Source organism: Sphingopyxis sp. YF1 (assembly GCF_022701295.1).
Taxonomy (GTDB): Bacteria; Pseudomonadota; Alphaproteobacteria; order Sphingomonadales; family Sphingomonadaceae; genus Sphingopyxis.
In genome coordinates, this window is sequence record NZ_CP033204.1 from 913,233 (window position 1) to 931,995 (window position 18,763).

General features: G+C 67.8%; 18 protein-coding genes. 12 read left to right on the forward strand and 6 right to left on the reverse strand.

Annotated features, from left to right (window positions below; translation table 11 throughout):
- Positions 1–41 precede the first annotated feature (41 nt).
- Complete coding sequence (locus EAO27_RS04460) at positions 42–707, forward strand: MBL fold metallo-hydrolase (protein ID WP_278190128.1); 666 nt, start codon at positions 42–44, stop codon at positions 705–707.
- 36 nt (positions 708–743) lie between these two features.
- Here the strand turns inward: EAO27_RS04460 and EAO27_RS04465 are convergent, their stop codons facing one another.
- Positions 744–1,181: an MAPEG family protein gene (locus EAO27_RS04465; protein ID WP_242777510.1), complete on the reverse strand. Its 438-nt coding sequence runs from the start codon at positions 1,179–1,181 to the stop codon at positions 744–746.
- Between the two features lie 413 nt (positions 1,182–1,594).
- Between EAO27_RS04465 and rpmF the strand changes: the two genes are divergently transcribed.
- The 5 genes from rpmF to EAO27_RS04490 all read left to right on the forward strand — a co-directional run bounded on the left by rpmF (position 1,595) and on the right by EAO27_RS04490 (position 4,656).
- Positions 1,595–1,774: a 50S ribosomal protein L32 gene (gene rpmF / locus EAO27_RS04470; protein WP_011541714.1), complete on the forward strand. Its 180-nt coding sequence runs from the start codon at positions 1,595–1,597 to the stop codon at positions 1,772–1,774.
- Between the two features lie 22 nt (positions 1,775–1,796).
- On the forward strand, positions 1,797–2,831 hold the full coding sequence (plsX, locus tag EAO27_RS04475) for a phosphate acyltransferase PlsX (RefSeq protein ID WP_242777512.1): 1,035 nt from the start codon (positions 1,797–1,799) through the stop codon (positions 2,829–2,831).
- Positions 2,828–3,793: a beta-ketoacyl-ACP synthase III gene (locus EAO27_RS04480; protein ID WP_278190129.1), complete on the forward strand. Its 966-nt coding sequence runs from the start codon at positions 2,828–2,830 to the stop codon at positions 3,791–3,793. The genes plsX and EAO27_RS04480 overlap by 4 nt, the downstream gene beginning before the upstream one ends.
- Before the next feature lie 180 nt (positions 3,794–3,973).
- Positions 3,974–4,267, forward strand: a complete 294-nt coding sequence (locus EAO27_RS04485; RefSeq protein WP_242777514.1) for an integration host factor subunit alpha — start codon at positions 3,974–3,976, stop codon at positions 4,265–4,267.
- Positions 4,268–4,269: 2 nt separating this feature from the next.
- Positions 4,270–4,656, forward strand: a complete 387-nt coding sequence (locus EAO27_RS04490) for a MerR family transcriptional regulator (protein ID WP_242777516.1) — start codon at positions 4,270–4,272, stop codon at positions 4,654–4,656.
- 961 nt (positions 4,657–5,617) lie between these two features.
- Here the strand turns inward: EAO27_RS04490 and EAO27_RS04495 are convergent.
- The 4 genes from EAO27_RS04495 to EAO27_RS04510 all read right to left on the reverse strand — a co-directional run bounded on the left by EAO27_RS04495 (position 5,618) and on the right by EAO27_RS04510 (position 10,034).
- Positions 5,618–6,163 (reverse strand): histidine phosphatase family protein, encoded by a 546-nt coding sequence (locus EAO27_RS04495; protein ID WP_242777518.1) that lies wholly within the window; start codon positions 6,161–6,163, stop codon positions 5,618–5,620.
- Between the two features lie 58 nt (positions 6,164–6,221).
- Positions 6,222–8,966, reverse strand: coding sequence for an ATP-dependent DNA helicase (locus EAO27_RS04500; protein WP_242777520.1), 2,745 nt, complete (start codon positions 8,964–8,966; stop codon positions 6,222–6,224).
- A gap of 97 nt (positions 8,967–9,063) precedes the next feature.
- Positions 9,064–9,423: a hypothetical protein gene (locus EAO27_RS04505; protein WP_242777522.1), complete on the reverse strand. Its 360-nt coding sequence runs from the start codon at positions 9,421–9,423 to the stop codon at positions 9,064–9,066.
- A 239-nt stretch (positions 9,424–9,662) separates the two neighbouring features.
- Entirely contained in the window at positions 9,663–10,034 is a 372-nt protein-coding gene (locus EAO27_RS04510) for a PilZ domain-containing protein (protein WP_242777524.1), read from the reverse strand.
- A 144-nt stretch (positions 10,035–10,178) separates the two neighbouring features.
- On the opposite strand from EAO27_RS04510, the gene EAO27_RS04515 reads away from it, so the two are divergent.
- From EAO27_RS04515 to EAO27_RS04535, 5 genes are all read left to right on the forward strand, one after another.
- Positions 10,179–11,780 (forward strand): lysine--tRNA ligase, encoded by a 1,602-nt coding sequence (locus tag EAO27_RS04515; protein ID WP_242777526.1) that lies wholly within the window; start codon positions 10,179–10,181, stop codon positions 11,778–11,780.
- 153 nt (positions 11,781–11,933) lie between these two features.
- Positions 11,934–12,425 carry an asparaginase domain-containing protein gene (locus EAO27_RS04520; protein WP_242777528.1) on the forward strand — a complete coding sequence of 164 codons (492 nt, stop codon included), beginning with the start codon at positions 11,934–11,936 and terminating at the stop codon, positions 12,423–12,425.
- A gap of 195 nt (positions 12,426–12,620) precedes the next feature.
- Positions 12,621–13,187, forward strand: a complete 567-nt coding sequence (locus EAO27_RS04525; protein WP_242777530.1) for a hypothetical protein — start codon at positions 12,621–12,623, stop codon at positions 13,185–13,187.
- A 78-nt stretch (positions 13,188–13,265) separates the two neighbouring features.
- On the forward strand, positions 13,266–14,126 hold the full coding sequence (locus EAO27_RS04530) for a DUF692 domain-containing protein (protein ID WP_242777532.1): 861 nt from the start codon (positions 13,266–13,268) through the stop codon (positions 14,124–14,126).
- On the forward strand, positions 14,119–14,916 hold the full coding sequence (locus EAO27_RS04535) for a putative DNA-binding domain-containing protein (protein WP_242777534.1): 798 nt from the start codon (positions 14,119–14,121) through the stop codon (positions 14,914–14,916). Before EAO27_RS04530 ends, EAO27_RS04535 begins: the two co-directional genes overlap by 8 nt.
- Here the strand turns inward: EAO27_RS04535 and EAO27_RS04540 are convergent.
- Positions 14,886–15,926: a fatty acid desaturase family protein gene (locus tag EAO27_RS04540; protein WP_242777536.1), complete on the reverse strand. Its 1,041-nt coding sequence runs from the start codon at positions 15,924–15,926 to the stop codon at positions 14,886–14,888. The genes EAO27_RS04535 and EAO27_RS04540 overlap by 31 nt on opposite strands.
- 154 nt (positions 15,927–16,080) lie before the next feature.
- Between EAO27_RS04540 and EAO27_RS04545 the strand changes: the two genes are divergently transcribed.
- Positions 16,081–18,726 (forward strand): GGDEF and EAL domain-containing protein, encoded by a 2,646-nt coding sequence (locus tag EAO27_RS04545; protein ID WP_242777538.1) that lies wholly within the window; start codon positions 16,081–16,083, stop codon positions 18,724–18,726.
- Positions 18,727–18,763 lie beyond the last annotated feature (37 nt).

Consider the following 18,763-nt stretch of genomic DNA (forward strand, 5'->3'; position numbering starts at 1 on the left):
CGGCCTTGCCAACCGCCCCGATTTTCCCCACATCACCCGCCATGAACGCTCCCAATCCCCCGATGCGCGCCGCGATCGTGCCCGTCACCGCCTTTCAGCAGAATTGCACCCTCCTCTGGTGCACCGAGACCAACAAGGCGGCCTTCATTGATCCCGGCGGCGACCTCGACAAGCTGCGCGAGGCGGTCCGCCAGACCGGGGTCGAGGTCGAGAAGATCCTCGTCACCCACGGCCATATGGACCATTGCGGGCTCGCCGGAGTGTTCGCGAAGGAGCTCGGCGTACCCGTCGAGGGACCGCACGAGGACGACCGCTTCTGGATCGAGGGGCTGGCGACCGCGGGCGAGCGCTTCGGCATGGAGGGCGAGCCCTTCGAGCCCGACCGCTGGCTGGTCGACGGCGACACGGTGAGCGTCGGCAACCTGACGATCGACGTCATCCATTGCCCGGGGCACACGCCCGGCCATGTCGTATTCTATCACGAGCCGTCGAAGCTCGCGATCGTCGGCGACGTTTTGTTCCAGGGTTCGATCGGCCGCACCGACTTCCCGCGCGGCAACCACCAGCAGCTGCTCGATTCGATCACGCAGAAATTGTGGCCGCTCGGCGACGACACCGTCTTTCTGCCCGGGCACGGCCCGCACAGCAAGTTCGGCACCGAACGGCGCACCAATCCCTATGTCAGCGACATGGCGATGGGCGCCTGACCGCGCGCCCGGCGCAGAGCGGACGGGCGAGGGGGCTTACCGGTCGACCAGCACGGTTTCCTCGACGAGCGTCGCGGTGGTTCCCACCGGCGTCGAATAGACGAGGAACAGCGCATAGCCCGCAAGGCCGAGCTGGGTGAGCATGGTGATGATCGTGCCCGCCATGCGGCCCCACATCATCCCGTCCATGCCGATCGCGTGCAGCACGCGCCCGACGAGATAGAGCGCTCCGATCGCCCACAGCCAGGTCGACGGACCGGCGCCGAGTTCGACGAGCGCGAGCAGGATCAGGACGAAGGCGGTGTTTTCGACGAAATTGCTGTGCGCGCGCATCCGGCGCGTCACCATCTCGTTGCCGCCGTCGCCGATAAAGACCTTTTCCTTGGTCCGCACCCGGCCGACGCGCATCGACAGCCACAGGTTGAGCAGCGCCGCCCCCGCGGCGATCGTCAGGCTTACCGGCAACATGATCATTTTGCTTCCCCTCTTTCCGGCCGTTGTCCGGCCCCGGCGGAGATGTGGCATCGCCGGGGAAGCAGGGCAAGCCGCCGTTTCGCGGGCGCCGGCCGCGAACCCGTTCCGCACCCGTCGCACCGCCGCCAGAAGCGAAGGCGCCGGGGCGCGGTGCGGTGCGCGGCGGAGTCGCGCCCGTCCATTTTGCCATGCGCCACGGGGCTTGCCTTTGCGGGCAAAAACGCTATAGCCGCGCCCGATCCGGCACCCGACACCTTCTGGCGTTGAGGCACCTTCCGGCGGAAGATTTTCGGCCCTTATCCAGGGCAGGAACCCATCTTCGGCGCGGCGGGCGGGCCAGTCATTCCCGGCGACGGGGGCGACAAATCCGGGTTTGCCGATTCGTATAAACATTTGAATAAGCAGGAAATATCATGGCCGTCCCCAAGCGAAAAACCTCGCCCTCGAAGCGCGGCATGCGTCGCAGCCACGACAGCCTGAAGGTCGAAGCCTTTCAGGAATGCCCCAATTGCGGCGAGCTGAAGCGTCCGCACAACCTCTGCAACGCTTGCGGCCACTACAACGGCCGTGAAGTGGTGTCGGTCGGCGCCTGATTCCCGAGCGAAGGGCAGTTTGATGGGCCTGGCACCGCGAATCGCGATCGATGCGATGGGCGGTGACGTCGGCGTGCGCGTGATGATCGCCGGCGCGGCGATGGCACGCCATCGCCACGACGGCCTGCGTTTCCTCCTCGTCGGCGACGAGGAGCGGATCAAGGCTGCCCTCGACAACCACCCGAACCTGCGCGCGGCGTCGGATATCATCCACACCGACGGCGTCGTTTCGGGCGAGGACAAGCCGAGTCAGGCGCTGCGCAAGGCGCGCAACAGCTCGATGGGGCTGGCGATCGACGCGGTGAAACGCGGTGATGCCGGCGGCGCGCTGTCGGCGGGCAACACCGGCGCGCTGATGGCGATGGCCAAGGTCGCGCTACGCACCATGCCCGGCATCGACCGGCCGGCGCTCGCCGCGCTGTTGCCGTCGCTCGGCGACAACGACGTGGTCATGCTCGACCTCGGCGCGAATACCGAGTGCGACGCCAACAATCTGACGCAGTTCGCGGTCATGGGCGCCGCCTATGCGCGCACCGCGATGGGGCTCGAGCGCCCGCGCGTCGCGCTGCTCAATATCGGCACCGAAGAGCTCAAGGGCACCGACGAGATTCGCGACGCGGCGGCGCTGCTGCGCACCGCGACGCATCTGCCGATGGAGTTCACCGGTTTCATCGAAGGCGACAAATTGTCGCGCGGCGACGTCGATGTCGTCGTTCACGACGGCTTTTCGGGCAATATCGCGCTCAAGACGATCGAGGGCACCGCGCGCTTCGTCACCGACCTCCTGCGCCGTGCCTTCACGTCGTCGGTGCGTTCGAAGATCGGTTTCCTGATCTCGCGCCCCGCGACCGAACTGCTGCGCCACCATCTCGATCCGAACAATCACAATGGCGCGGTCTTCCTCGGCCTCAACGGTGTCGTGCTCAAGAGCCACGGCAGCGCCGATGCCAAGGGCGTCGCCAATGCGGTGCATCTGTGCGCCGAACTCGTCGAAAAGGATATTACGCGTCAGGTGACCGAGGATCTTGCCAATTTCCGCCGGGACACCGCGGCATGACGCTGCGTGCCATCCTTGCCGGCACCGGGTCGGCGCTGCCGCGCACGCGCGTGTCGAACGCCGAACTCGCGGCGCGCGTCGATACCAGCGACGAATGGATCGTCGAGCGGACGGGCATCCGTTTCCGCCACATCGCCGAACCCGACGAGACGACCGCGACGCTCGGCGCCGATGCCGCAAAGGCTGCGCTGGGGGCGGCGGGGCTCGAACCGTCCGATATCGGGCTGATCATCGTCGCCACCGCGACCCCCGACAACACCTTCCCCGCGAGCGCGACCAAGGTTCAGGCGCTGATCGGCGCCCCCGACTGCATCGCCTTCGACGTCGCCGCGGTCTGTTCGGGTTTCCTCTACGCCGTGTCGGTCGCCGACTCGATGCTGCGCACCGGCGCCGCCAAACATGCACTGGTCATCGGCAGCGAAACCTTCAGCCGCATCCTCGACTGGGAGGATCGCACGACCTGCGTCCTCTTCGGCGACGGCGCCGGCGCGGTGGTGCTGTCGGCCGAGGAGGTCGACGACGACCGCGGCATCCTCGCGACGCGGCTCCATGCCGAGGGCCAATATTGCGACATGCTCTACGTCGACGGCGGGCCGTCGACCACGGGCACCGTCGGCCATGTCCGCATGCAGGGGCGCGAGGTCTTCCGCCACGCCGTCACCAACCTTGCCTCGGTGCTCGGCGAGGTGATGGCCGACGTCGGCCTGTCGGCCGACCAGATCGACTGGGTTGTCCCGCACCAGGCGAACAAGCGCATCATCGACGCGACCGCAAAGAAGCTGGGCCTGCCCGCCGACCGCGTCGTGCTGACGGTCGACCAGCACGCCAACACCTCGGCGGCATCGGTGCCGCTCGCGCTCGACCTCGCGGTCCGCGACGGGCGCATCAAGCGTGGCGACCTCGTCGTGCTCGAGGCGATGGGCGGCGGTTTCACCTGGGGCGCCGCGGTCCTGCGCGTCTGATCCGGCCGCTTCCGCGCTGAGGCGCGGGGCGCGCCAAACGTCCACCGCATGAACTCCACGCTCCATCCGTTTCAGTTTGGCGGATTAATTCGCTTTTGTTACATATGGGTCCGGGACTCGCACTGGTGGGGGACCAGCGAGACCCGATAGCGATTTGCTTTGTCATGGGAGGGACTGGTTATGGCAGCAGGCACGCTCACCCGCGCGGATATTGCGGCCCGGATCAATCATCAGATTGGCCTGTCGCGCAACGAGTCGGCGGCGATCGTCGAATCGATTCTCGCGCACATGTCCGACGCGCTCGCGGCGGGACAGAATGTAAAGATATCGGGGTTCGGGACCTTTGTGCTGCGCGACAAGGCGGAGCGCATCGGCCGCAATCCCAAGACGGGCGTCGAGGTGCCGATCCTCCCGCGCCGGGTAATGACCTTCCGTGCCAGCCAGTCGATGCGCGGGCGGGTCGCGGGCGGATAGCGATGGCAGAAAACGACGGCTCCAAGGCCGATGGCGCGATGCTCGCCATCGGCGAGCTGGCGGACCGCATCGGCGTGCCGACGCACGTCCTGCGCTATTGGGAGACGCGCTTTCCCGAACTGAAGCCGCTGCAGCGTTCGGGGCGCCGTCGTTATTACCGGGCCGGGGATGTCGCGCTCGCCGAGCGGATCCACATGCTGCTGCACGTGGAGGGCTATACGGTCGACGGCGCGCGCAAGGCGCTCGCCGACGGCGCGGCGCCTCCGGTGGCTGCACCCGCCGCCGCCGATGCGCCCGGCACCGCGGCGACCGGGCAGGGGGGCGTGCCCGTCGAAGCGCTGATCCGGCTTCGTCAGCGCCTCGCGGCGGCGATCGGAGTGCTGGTCTGAACCGTTCGCATGGCGCGCCCGGTCTACGCTCTCCGCGCCCACAAACACGCCGCAGAATCTGGGGATACATATGACAATATCTCTCTCCAGCATTTTGCTCGTGACCGCCCTCGCTCAGCAGGCGGCATTGGTGCCCATAGCGGCACCCCGTAATGAATTGGAACGACTCATCTTGGTGCCTGGGAACGACGCAATGAGCGGCGTTCAAGCATGGCTTGATGCCCACGCTGACGATCCCGACGCACTACAAGGAGCCATGACGCTGGCCGGATTTGGGCCGCGGCGCGATGACCCGGAATGTTGGTTTCGTCGCTACGAAAGAGTCGTGGCAACCGATGGGCTGCGAATAATGGCATCAATTAGATTCTGCGATGGCCAGAAACCGTTTGCCTTCGTTTTGAAGGGCTATCCGTATCCTGTGCGAGCGCCTGGACCGGGTAAGCCTTCGGGTATCCTCGATCCCACCACGAAGAAATGAATTGTCTGTCTCTCATGGGGTGGGGAGCGGACCGCGTCCTTTTTCCGTCGTCATCCCGGCGAAGGCCGGGATCTCACCGGTGCATCATGGCTTGCAGGGCGGGATCCCGGCCTTCGCCGGGATGACGGAACATGACCGAATCCAGCCCTCCGTGTGCCCCGGCGAAAGCCGGGGTCCATTGCAGAAACACGCCGGGTTCGTGTCGGCATTCTGGGCCCCGGCTTTCGCCGGGGTGCACATCTCTAGCGGCGACTAACGGTCGTTAGTGGATATCCAGATCCTCCCTGTCGCGCAGCGATGGGGAGGGGGACCGTCCGCGCAGCGGATGGTGGAGGGGCCAGCAACGCTGCGTCCTTCGCCCCTCCGTCAGCGCTGCGCGCTGCCACCTCCCCATGGCCTGCGGCCACAGGGAGGATCCAAGTCGTCAACCGGTCGAAAACCGCCGCCGCGCCTCGCGTTCGCGCCGCCGTCGCCTGCCAGGATTCAGTCGATCGCCGGGCCCAGCGTCGGGTCGAGGTCGCGCGGACGGATGAACTGGGCGAAGCGCGCCTGCCGCGTGTCGAGGTCGCGCCAGTCGGCGATGTCGAGTTCGAGCCGTGCCATCGCCGACGTCGGCAGTTTTTCCTCGACCCGCGCGCGCAGTTCGTCGCCGGCACTTTCGGGGACGAGTTCGAGGATCAGGTCCTCGAGCCCCGGATTATGTCCGGCGATCAGCAGGTGCGTCGCGTCCTTGCCGGTGTCGCGGATCACGTCGATGAGGGTTGCCGCCGAGGCGAGATAGATGCGGCGGTCCCAGTGGGGTTCGATCGCGTCGAGCCCGGCGGCGGGCTGGAACAGGTCGAGCGTTTCGGTCACGCGGACCGCGGGCGAGGCGATGATGCGCTCGACGGGCAGCCCCTGCCGCTTCAGCCATTGGCCGATCAGTTCGGCGCCGCGCCGGCCGCGGGGGTTGATCGGACGGTCGAAATCGCGTTCGACCTGTGCGTCCCAACCCGATTTCGCATGGCGCAGGATCGTCAGCGTCTTCAAATCATCTCCCCGCGCGTGTCGCGCCATCCCCGGTGTTCGCAGGCCTTGTGGCCCAAACTCATGACGGTGAAAAGGCGGGATATGCGCTTTTGCGCCTTTCGACATTCGCCGCCTGGACGTGATGGACCGCCTCGTCGAGCGGCAGGCGGCGGATCGGGGTCCCGGCCGGAAAGGCCGAGAGCAGCCGCGAGGGCACGCTGGGTGACAGCATCACGAACTGGCCATAATCGTCGGTGCGGCGGATCAGGCGTCCGAACGCCTGGGCGATGCGGCCGCGGATGACCATGTCGTCGTAGCGCGCGCCGCCCTGCGCGGCGCGCCGCGCCGCGTGCAGGATCGTCGGGCGCGGCCAGGGCACGCCCTCCATGACGACGAGGCGCAGCGAATCGCCGGGGACGTCGACCCCGTCGCGCAGCGCATCGGTGCCGAGCAGCGAGGCGTGCGGGTCGGCGCGGAAGATGTCGACGAGCGTGCCGGTGTCGAGCGGGTCGACATGCTGGGCATAGAGCGGGAGGCCCGCGCGCGCGAGGCGGTCGGCGATGCGCGCGTGGACGATGCGCAGGCGGCGGATCGCGCTGAACAGCCCGAGCGCGCCGCCCCCCGACGCCTCGATCAGCCGGCTGTAGGCGCCCGCGAGCGCGGGCAGGTCGCCGCGCGCGATGTCGGTGACGATCAGCACCTCCGACTGGCGCGCATAGTCGAACGGGCTCGGCACCGCGAAATGCTGCACCCCGCCGTCCATGTGGCGCGCGCCGGTGCGGACGTCGGCGTCGTGCCAGCCGCCTTCGCCGCGCCCGCCGTGGCCCAGCGTCGCCGAGGTTACGAGCACGCCGTGCGCGGGGCGATAGACGATGTCGGCGACCGGCCGCGCGGGGTCGAGCCAGTGGCGATGCAGCCCGGCATCGACCTCGCGCCCGTCGATCCGGTTCACCGCGAGCCAGTCGACGAAATCGGGGTCGGCGGGGCCGCCGACGCGCCCGAGCAGCGACAGCCACGCGCCGAGCGTGTCGATGCGGTTGCCGAGGCTGTGCCGCGCGCCGTCGACGCGCGCGCGCGCCTGTCCGTCGAGCCAGTCGGGCGGGTCCTCGATCAGCGCCTCGAGCCGCTTGCCGAGCGCCATCAGCGGGCGCAGCAGCGCCTCGACCGCATCGCCCGCGCCCGCGGCTGCGGCGACGAGGTCGGCGTCGGGGTCGGCGAGTTCGGTTTCGAGACCATAGCCCGCGTCGGCATTCTTCGGGTCGGTGCCGCGCGCATAGACATGGCCGCGCACTGCGGCGAGCAGCGCCTCGACCGCGCCCCACGGCTGCCCCTCGGCGAGCCGGCCGAGCCAGCCGTCGCCGGGAAGCTCGCCCGCGGCGTGGATCGCCGCCTGGATCGCCTTGTCGCCCGCCTCGTCATAGCTCGCGACGTCGGCGAGCCTTGCGGCGAGCCCGCGGCGCCGCCCGCGCGCCTTGCCCTCGGGGCCGAGCACCCAGCGGCGGATCTCGATCGCCTCCTGCCCGGTCAGCGCCGCGGCGAACATGCTGTCGGCGGCGTCCCACAGATGGTGGCCCTCGTCGAAGATCAGCCGCGTCGCGGGTGCGCCACCATCGCGCGGGCGCGCCGCCTGGACCATCGTCAGCGCGTGGTTGGCGATGACGATGTCGGCCTGCCCCGCGGCGCGCGCCGAGCGTTCGATGAAGCATTTGCGGAAATGCGGGCAGCCCGCATAGATGCACTCGCCGCGCCGGTCGGTGAGCGCGGTGGTGCCGTTGCGGCGGAACAGCGCGGGCAGCCAGCCGGGCAGGTCGCCGCCGACCATGTCGCCGTCGCGGCTGTACGCCGCCCAGCGCGCGACGAGCTGCGCGAGGATCGCGGCGCGCCCCGAAAAGCCGCCCTGCAGCGCATCCTCGAGGTTGAGCAGGCACAGATAGTTTTCGCGCCCCTTGCGCACCACCACCTTTTCGCGGTGCATCGCGGGGTCGGGATAGAGTTTCTCGGTCTCGCGCGCGAGCTGGCGTTGCAGCGCCTTGGTGAAGGTCGAGATGCACACCGCCCCCGCCGACTGGTCGATCCATTGTTTCGCGGGGGCGAGATAGCCGAGCGTCTTGCCGATCCCGGTCCCCGCCTCGGCGACGAGCATCTGCGGTGCGTCGCGGCGTTCGCGCGCGGCAAAGATCGCCGCGACGGCGCGCGCATAATCCTGCTGCCCCGGGCGCTGTTCGGCCCCGTCGCCGGTCAGCCGGGCGAGCCGTGCGGTGACGTCGGCCTCGGCGATCGTCACCTGCCGCGGCTGCGGGCGCGGCGGGGCTTCCTCCCATTCGGGCAGCCGCGCGAACAGCCAGCGTTCGTCGCCCGCCGGCGCGGGCAGGCGCGGCTGGACGAGCGGCGCCCACGGCCAGCGCTGGCGTGCCAGCGCCTGCATCCCGTGCCACGCGCCCTCGCGTTCGGGCCAGGCGGGATCGTCGAGGCACGCGAGTATCGCGGCCGCGATCTGCGGCAGGAAGGCGGCGACCGCGGGTTCGTTCGCGGGCGCGGCCAGCCCCAGCGCGGCGGCCATGCCCGCCGGGGTCGGCACCGCGAAGCGCGCGGGGAAGAGGAAGGCGAAAAGCTCGAGCAGGTCGAGCCCCGACAGGTCGGGGTAGCCGAGCCGGTCGCCGGTCAGCGGCGCGTTGAGGAACAGGTGCGGGGTCGCCGCGACCGCCGCGATCGCCTCGCCGCGATCGACGCGCCGCGCCGTGCCGCGCGCGTCGGACAGCCAGATGCCGACATGGCTCGCATGGATCGCGGGCAGGGTCGGGGGAGGCGGAGTGTCGGGGCGCACGCGCGGTCTCTATCGCATTTCGCCGCCGCCGGGAACAGGTCATGAACGAAAATGGCGGCGAAGCGAGGTCCGCGCATCGCCGCCGTTCGCGCTCAGATCAGCATTTGCCGAAGCTCTTTTCGACGATCGTCTGTCCGGCGACCGACACGGTGACCTTGACCCCGGTCGGAAAGCCCCATGTCGTGCAGATGCTGAGGCACGCCTGCGCGACGGTGCCGTCGGGAAAGGAGATCGGGATCGGGATGCACACGCTGCCGATCCCGAGCGGCAGGTTGAGGCACACGCGGCCGCCGCTCACCGTCACGCTGACGCATTCGGCGAGCACCGCGAATTCGCCGCCGCCGGCGATGTTGGGCGAACCGTCGGCCGCCTTCAGCCCGACGGTGTCATTGTGCATCCGCGCCGTATCGAGCGCCTGCTGGACCGCCTGCGCACTGAACTCATGATAGGTCGTCATCGTCTCTCTCCCATGCAGTGACCGCCCCGGTTCGGGGCAGGCCTGCATAGGGGACCGGGGCGGCGGGCGGCGGCGGTCCTCGTCCGAAGGGGGACCACTGTGGAGCGAAGCCGGCGGGTCGCCGGGCGTCTGTGCGCAAAGCGGCACGATTCGACCGGCTGGCCGGGCGGTCCGGTCCGGAATGAACCAATATGTGGCGATTTCCTTGCGGCGCCGGGCTTACGCCGGGCAGCGCGAACTCAGTTCAGCCCGCGTCGTCCGAAGCTCGCCGGCCGCATCGTGCGAAAGATCTGCGCGGGTTCGGTGGGCCAGGCGTCGCGCGCGCGTTCGAGCGCCTTGTACAGCGGGCCGTCGACCAGCTCATAGGGGAAGCGCACCCCCATGCGGTCGATTTCGGCCCACATCACCGTGGCATAGACCGTCTGCCCCGCATAATGGATCTCGCAGCGCGATCGCACCGGCAGGATCGCGCCGCCCTCGATCCGTGCGCCGCCCTCCGACAGGTCGGTGATGCGCCCCTCGACGACGTTGAGCACGCCGTTTACGGTGACGTCGATCGATACGGCGGCGCGCTTGTGCTGGCGCGGGTTGCGGAAAGGGGTGCTGGTCATGCTCCCGGACATAGGCCCGGCATGGTAAATTTCCGGTAACCATGATTTCCGGTACGGCGCGCGCGGCGATGATGCCGCGCCGGCGGGGGCTGCTGCGCAAATTTGGCTTTCGATTCGTCGCCGCTTGCCGCTATGGCGCGCGGCATGACCGACTTGCATCTCGACCCTTCGCTGCGCCAACCCGCGCAAACGTCCAAGGCCTGGCCGTTCGAGGAAGCGCGCAAGCTGGTCAAACGCTATCCGCAGGGCAAGCCCGGTGGCGATCCGGTGCTGTTCGAGACCGGCTATGGTCCCTCGGGCCTGCCGCACATCGGCACCTTCAACGAAGTGCTGCGCACGACGATGGTCCGCCGCGCCTATGAGACGCTGACCGGTGGCACCCCGACGCGCCTTGTCGCGTTCAGCGACGACATGGACGGGCTGCGCAAGGTCCCCGACAATATCCCGAACAAGGAGATGCTCGCGAGCCATCTCGGCAAGCCGCTGACCGCGATCCCCGATCCCTTCGGCAAGTATGAAAGCTTTGCGCATCACAACAATGCGATGCTGCGCGAATTTCTCGACCGCTTCGGCTTCGACTATGAATTCGTCAGCTCGACCGAGCGCTACAGGTCGGGCGCCTTCGACGAGGCGCTGAAGAATGTCCTGCGCCACAATCAGGACATCCTCGACATCATGCTGCCGACGCTGCGCGCCGAGCGCGCTGCCACCTATTCGCCGGTCCTGCCGGTCAGCCCGAAGTCGGGCATCGTGCTGCAGGTGCCGGTGACCGTTGTCGACGCCGACAAGGGGCTGGTGTCGTTCGAGGACGAGGGCGAGACGATCACCCACTCGATCCTCGGCGGCGGCGCCAAGCTGCAATGGAAGGTCGACTGGGCGATGCGCTGGGTCGCATTGGGCGTCGATTACGAAATGTACGGCAAGGACCTGACCGACAGCGGCACGCAGTCGGGCAAGATCGCGCGCGCGCTGGGCGGGCAAAAGCCCGAAGGTCTGATCTACGAAATGTTCCTCGACGAAAAGGGCGAGAAGATTTCGAAGTCGAAGGGCAATGGCCTCAGCCTCGAACAATGGCTCTCGTACGGCAGCGAGGAAAGCCTCGCCTTTTTCGCGTACCGCGAGCCCAAGGCGGCGAAGCAGCTCCACATCGGCGTCATTCCCAAGGCGGTCGACGAATATCTCCAGATGCGCGGCAATTATCCGGCGCAGGAAGGCGACAAGAAGCTCGGCAACCCCGTGCATCATGTCCATGTCGCGCGCGGCGAGGATGTGCCGGCGGCGGCGCTGCCGGTGACCTTCGGCCTGCTGCTCAATCTTGTCGGGGTGATGGGCGCCGACGCGTCGAAGGAGCAGATCTGGCGCTATCTCGGCCAATATGTCGAGGGCGCCGATGCCGCCACATATCCCGAACTCGATCGCCTGATCGACAATGCGATGGCGTATAACCGCGACTATGTCGCGCCGACGCTCAAGCGCCGCAAGCCGCAGGGCGGCGAGGGCGCGGCGCTGAGGACGCTCGACGAGCGGCTCGCGGCGCTGCCCGCGGACGCCTCGGCCGACGATATCCAGAATATCGTCTACGAGATCGGCAAGGACGAAGCCTATGGCTTCGCCGCGCTGCGCGACTGGTTCAAGGCGCTCTACGAAACGCTGCTCGGGTCGAGCGCGGGCCCGCGCATGGGCAGCTTCATCGCGCTGTTCGGGATCGACAATACGCGGCGGCTGATTGCCGAGGCTTTGGCATAAGCCGATACGGCCCGAACGGAGTTGCCCATGCTCCGTTCGTGCTGAGCTTGTCGAAGCACCGTCCTTCTTGCCGCGTGGAATGAAAGAACGGCCCTTCGACAAGCTCAGGGCGAACGGGGTGGGTTGGATGCCCAGGCAGACAGGACGAAAGCAATGATCGACATCTTCACCACCGGCGGAACGATCGACAAGGTCTATTTCGACGCGCTCAGCGAGTTCCAGATCGGGCCCGCGGCGATCCCCGACATGCTGCGCGAGAACAATGTCCACGTCGCGCACCGCGTCACGCAGCTGATGCGCAAGGACAGCCTCGAACTCGACGACGCCGATCGCGAGACGATCCGCGCTGCGGTCGCGGCGAGCGACGCGGCGCATATCCTCGTCACCCATGGCACCGACACGATGGTCGTCACCGGGCGCGTGCTGGCGGGAATCGCGGGCAAGACGATCGTACTGACCGGCGCGATGCAGCCCGCGTCGGTGCGCGCGAGCGATGCCGAATTCAACGTCGGTTTCGCGCTCGCCGCGGTGCAGACGCTGCCGCCGGGCGTCTATGTCGCGATGAACGGCATGATCTTCGACCCCGCGACGACGACCAAGGACCGCGCGGCGGGCCGGTTTCGCTCGGACGGGCAGGGGCAATAGCCCCTTCGGGCCGAACGACGCTTGATCGTGAGGCCGCTTCGCCGGGCCCGGGCCTGTGCTCGCGGGGCCGGCCGAATATTGTTTCGCCTGTGATCGCGATCATGCCACTATGCCCCGGGCTCGTGTGAAAAAAGACCGGGGAACGGTGAGTCGCCGCTCCACCTTGATTGGACAACCAAAGGGAAGGGAAATTTCATGACCAGCAACAAGCTTGCCGGGCTGATCGCCGCATCGGCGACCGCCATCGCGCTTTCGAGCGCCGCGATTGCCGCCGACGCTTCGGCCGCCGGCGGCGCCTATTACGATGCCAACAGCTGCAAGGGCGACGCGGCGAAGACCGATGCGGCCAAAACCGACGCGACGAAAACCGATGCGGCAAAAACCGACGCGAACAGCTGCAAGGGGGCTTCGGGCTGCAAGGCCGACGCCAAGAAGACCGACGCGAACAGCTGCAAGGGCGCTTCGGGCTGCAAGGCCGACGCGAAGAAGACCGATGCGAACAGCTGCAAGGGCGCCGCGGGCTGCAAGGCCGACGCGACGAAGACCGATGCGAACAGCTGCAAGGGCGCTTCGGGCTGCAAGGCCGACGCGACGAAGACCGACGCGAATAGCTGCAAGGGCGCTTCGGGCTGCAAGGCCGACGCGAAAAAGACCGACGCCAACAGCTGCAAGGGCAAGGCCGACGCCAAGGAAGACGCGAGCAGCTGCAAGGCCGGGGGCGGCTGCGGCGCTTCGGGCTTCAAGACGATCGCGAGCCTCTGAGCGCGGCGATCGATGATCGAGGGGGACCCCGGCGTTCGCGAGGCGGCCGCCGGGGTCCCCGTTCGAACGGAACAGGCCATGCGTGACGCCGATTGCAGGACCATCGCCTCGCCCGGTTTCGGGCTGGGATTGCGCCCCGTCCACTATCCCGACTTCCTCGCGGGCCCGCAGCGGGTCGAGTGGCTGGAGGTCATCTCCGAAAATTACATGGTTCCCGGCGGCCGGCCGATGGCGATGCTCGACCGCATCCGCTGCGACTATCCGATCGCGCTGCACGGCGTTTCGCTGTCGATCGGCTCGGACGAGCCGCTCGACATGGCCTATCTCGCCGACCTCAAGGCGCTGGCCGACCGCGTCGAGCCGCTGTGGGTGTCCGACCATCTGTGCTGGACGGGGCTCAACGCGCACAACACGCACGACCTTCTGCCGCTGCCCTATGATGCCCCTGCGCTTGCCTGCGTCGTCGACAATATCGCGCGCGTGCAGGACCGTCTCGGCCGGCGCATCCTCATCGAAAACCCGTCGAGTTACGTCACCTTCCGTTCGTCGGACCGCACCGAATGGGATTTTCTCGCCGACATGGCCGAACGCGCCGACTGCCTGCTGCTGCTCGACGTCAACAATATCTACGTCAGCGCGCGCAATCACGGCTTCGATCCGGTCGACTATCTCGCCGGGTTGCCCGCGGGCCGCATCCAGCAGGTGCATCTGGCGGGACACAGCGACATGGGCGACTATGTCATCGACACCCACGATCATGATGTGTGCGATGCCGTGTGGGACCTCTATGCGCGCGCGATCGCGATGTTCGGGCCGGTCGCGACGATGATCGAGCGCGACGACGACATCCCGCCGCTCGCCGAGGTCGTCGGCGAACTCGACCGCGCGCGCGCCGTGGCCGATGAAGCGCTGCGCAGCCCGGCGACCGCGCATGGCTGAGGCGCTGCGCGATATGCAGGCGCTGTTCCTTGCCGGGGTGATGCGCGGCGACGCGGCGGCCGAACGGCTGATCGTCGACGACAATCGCGTCGGCGCGGCGCGGCGGCTCGACATCTACCGCAACAATTACCGCGCCAGCGTCACCGGCATTCTCGCCGACCATTACGAGCGGCTGCATCTTTATCTCGGCGAAGAGCAGTTCGGACGGCTCGCCGGCGCCTTCGTCGATGCCCATCCGTCGACGACGCGCAATCTGCGCTATTATGGCGGTGGTTTCGCCGATTTCCTCGCGCTTCGCTATCCGGGCGACGGCGAACTCGCCGAACTGGCGCGGCTCGACTGGGCGTTGCGCGACGCCTTCGATGCGCCCGATGCCGATCCGCTCGATGCCGCAGCCGTCGGCGCGCTCGGCGACGGCTGGATCGACGCGCCGCTGGCGCTCGTCCCGTCGGCGCAGGTCGTGGGCGTCTCCTTCAATATCGCGGCGATCTGGAACGCGCTCGAGGCGGGCGAGGAACCGCCTGCGGCGGCGCGCCTCGGCGAACCCGCGACGATCCTCGTCTGGCGGCACGCGGACCAGCCGCAGTTCCGCAGCCTCTCCGGCGACGAGGCCGATGCGCTCGCGCTGGTCGCGGCAGGCGCCAGCTTCACCGGGCTCAGCGAAGCCGTGCTCGGCCGTCTGGGCGAGGCGGCGGCGATGGCGGCGCTGGGCGGCTGGCTCGGATGCTGGCTCGCCGAAGGGCTGCTGCGCCGCGCCGGTCAGGCGGGGGCGGGGACCGCGGTCACCTGACGCAGCACCGCGGCGTAGCTTGGCGCGATCGTCATCGCGCCGTGCTTGCCCGCGCGCCCGAGCGCGGCGTGCACCGCGGGCAGGCGATAGCAGGGCACGCCCATGAACAGATGATGCTCGGCGTGGTAATTGACCCAATAGGGCGCGACCGTCGCGCGCGCCAGCCAGCCGGCGCGCGTCGTGCGCGCGTGGCTGAACGGATCGTCGCTGCCCGTCGTCGTGCACGCATGCTCGGCGATGTTGCGGATCCGCAGGTAAAGCTGGAACGTCGTCACCAGTCCCCCCAACCACAACAAATACGGCGCCCAGCCGTAAAACGCGAGTGAGAGCGCGAGCAGCACAGCCTGCACGATCAGAAAGCGCCCGACCGCGCGCGTCACAGCGATCGCGCCTGCGGCATCGACCGTCGGCGCGGTGACGCCGTCGTCCGACTGTTTGTTGAACGGCGTGCCGGCGCGCGTGCTCGCGCCCTTCCGGTCTGCCTTTTCGCCGCGCAGCATCGCCTTCAGCCCGACGATGGCAAAGCCGAACTGAGCGACGCGCTGCTTGAAAAAAGTCTGGCCGGTCAGGTCGCGCAGCACCTTGCGTCCCAGGCTGGCGCGGGTGGTGGGGAAGGGTTTCGAGAGCGCGAGGTCGGGATCTTCGGCTTGCTGGGTGAATTTGTGGTGCTGGAGGTGATAGGTGCGGTAGGCGATCAGGTCCGATCCTACCGCCGCGCCGGTCAGCCAGTCGCCGAGGAGATTATTGACCTTGCGATTCGGGTGCAGCGCGCCATGCGCCGCGTCGTGCATCAGGATGGCGAAGCCGAGCTGGCGCCCGCCGACGAGGATGACGGCTGCCAGCCAGCCGAGCGGATTCGCCAGCCAGGCCGCGACGCCGACCACCGCGATACTGACGATCCAGCCATGCGCAACGAGCCATATGCCGCGCCACGGCGACACGCGCGTGATCGAGGCCCATTCGTCACGGTCGAAAAACTGGTTCGGCGGCAAGAGGCGTACGGCTGGCATATGGCGAGCATAACCCGTTTCGAACAAAAACCCAATCCCTCCCATTATGGAGCAATCGCGGGATTTTACGGGGCGAGCGAGATAAGGTTTTGGAAACCACTGTCTGACACAGAATCGCACGAAGACCGAGATGACGGGAATGGCGGGATTGGGGTTGAAGCGGGTCATAGTGCGGCCGGTGGTCAGCGATGCGCAAGCCGATGAATCGCTTTTCGATTCGCCGGAATTCGTCGCGCGCCTGACGCGCGTCGCCGAACTCTGGCACTACGTCCTCGTCAGTCGTGTCGTCGTCTATTTCGCCTGCGCCTTCTTTCCGGGGCTCCCCGGCTTTTTCGACCGGCCGTCGCAATGGCTGCTGCTCGGCTTCGGCATTGCCTGCGACCTGATATTGACGGTGATGGGACAGCTGTCGCGCGCCCGGCGGCGCGGTCCGCCGGGGCGCATCGGACTCTGGTGTCTTGCCGCGATGCTGCTGATTGCCGCCGGAACGCTGGCGACCAGCATTGCGATGTTCACGACCTCGGGGCTCGACGACGGCATGCCTTATCTCGATGCCTTTTCGGCGATCCGGGTCGGTGCGATCCTCGTTGCGGCGGCGGCGGTCGCGATCGCGCGTCCCGCCTTCTTCGCCTTTGCGGGCGCCACCGCGCTCGGCGGGGCGATCGGCAAGGGATCGGTGCCTTTCGCGCTCGCTGCGATGATCTTTCTTGCGCTTCTGATCGTGATGGTGCGCGAGGATACGCGGCATCAGCAGCGTTCGCGGCGTGCCCAGCGGAAGCTGGTCAGCGACCAGCAGCGCGCGCTCAACCTCGTCCGCGATTTCGAGCGTGCCGGGCGCGGCTGGTTCTGGGAAACCGACCGCCACGGCCACCTCGTCTATCTTTCGCCGACCGTCGCTGCGAAGCTTGGCCGGACGTCGGGCGAGCTGATCGGCAAGCCTTTCACCGACCTCATCCGCAAGCGCGTCGGCAACGACGAGAGTGAGGAGCGCACGCTCGGCTTCAGCCTGTCCTCGCGCACGCCCTTCAAGGAGCTGACGGTGCAGGCGGCCTTGTCCGACGAGGAACGCTGGTGGTCGATCTCGGGCCATCCGATCAGCAACGAGCTCGGCAATTTCCAGGGCTTTCGCGGCAGTGGCACCGACCTCACCGAAAAGAAAAAGTCCGAGCGCGAGATCAACCAGCTCGCGCGCTACGACGTCCTCACCGGGCTCGCCAACCGGCTCCACATCACCGACCTGCTCGAACGTGCGCTCAAGGGACACATCGGCCAGCCGCAGCCCTGCGCGCTGCTGCTGATGGACCTCGATCGCTTCAAGGCTGTCAACGACACGCTCGGTCACCCGGTCGGCGACCAGCTGCTCCGGCAGGTCGCAGGCCGGTTGACGCAGGTCATCGGCGACACGGGGCAGGTCGGGCGCCTCGGCGGCGATGAATTCCAGATCGTGCTGCCGCAGGTCACTCACCCCGACCGGCTGGGCGCGATCGCCAATGCGATCATCCTCAGCCTTGCGCAGCCCTTTGCGATCGAAGGCGAGCAGGTGCGCATCGGGTCGTCGATCGGCATCGCGGTGTCGGATGGAGCAGGCGTGTCCGCATCGGCGCTCGTGCGCAACGCCGACCTCGCGCTCTATGCGGCCAAGGATGCGGGACGCGGGGTCTATCGTTTCTTCGCCGATGCGATGCACGATCAGGCGAGCGAGCGAAGGGCGATCGAGGATGCCCTGCGCGAAGCGCTGGCAAGGGACGAGCTGAAGCTCGCCTATCAGCCGATCGTCGACGTCGCGAGCGAGCGCATCACGGGGTTCGAGGCGCTGATCCGCTGGCAACGGGGGAACGAGGCCGTGATCAGCCCGTCGAAGTTCATCCCGGTGGCGGAGGATTCGAACCTGATCGTACCGATCGGCGAATGGATCATCCGCTCGGCCTGCGCGGCGATCGCGCAGCTGGGGCCGGGGTATCGCGTCGCGGTCAACGTCTCGCCGCGCCAGTTTGCCAACGACAAGCTGCCCGCGACGATCATGAGTGCGGTGTCGGCGGCGGGCATCCGCCCCGAACAGCTCGAACTGGAGATTACCGAGGGGGTGTTCCTCGACGAAAGTCCCGAGAATCTCGAGATGTTCCAGCGACTGAAGCGCACCGGCGTGCGGCTCGCGCTCGACGATTTCGGCACCGGCTATTCGGCGCTCGGCTATCTGAAAAAGGCGCCGTTCGACAAGATCAAGATCGACCAGAGCTTCGTGCGCGGCGCCGCCGATCCGGGTGGCATGAATGCCGCGATCATCTCTTCGATCGTCAGCCTCGCGGCCGCGCTCAGGATGGAGACGACTGCCGAGGGGGTGGAGACCCACGACGATCTCGAGCTGATCCGCGGTCTGGGGTGCAGTCATGTTCAGGGTTATATCTATGGAAAGCCGATGGATCTTGCCGAAGCAAGGGCGTTGCTCCGTACGGGTGAGGGGCGCGCCATCGCACAGGGGTACAAGAGCGCGCGCGAGCCGCGCAGCCGGACCTTTCGCGCGATCCACGCCGAAAGCGGCGGACATCGCTACGAAGTGATCGTGCGCAATGTGTCGACGCGCGGTGCGCTGATCGAGGGGCTGTGGAACGTGCCCGAAGGGACGGGATTCCGCCTCGAATTCGCACCCGATCTGGTGCTGGACGCCGAGGCGCGCTGGTCCGAGCAGCACCGCGTCGGCGTCCGCTTTGCTGAAACGGTCGAGATCGCGGCGCTGATCGGCGGGGTGCCGCCGCCGCGTCCCGGCACGACATTGCCGCAGCGGATCGACCGCGCCGCCTGACGATTCCTCCTCGTTCCAAACCCGTTGGGCCTCGTCC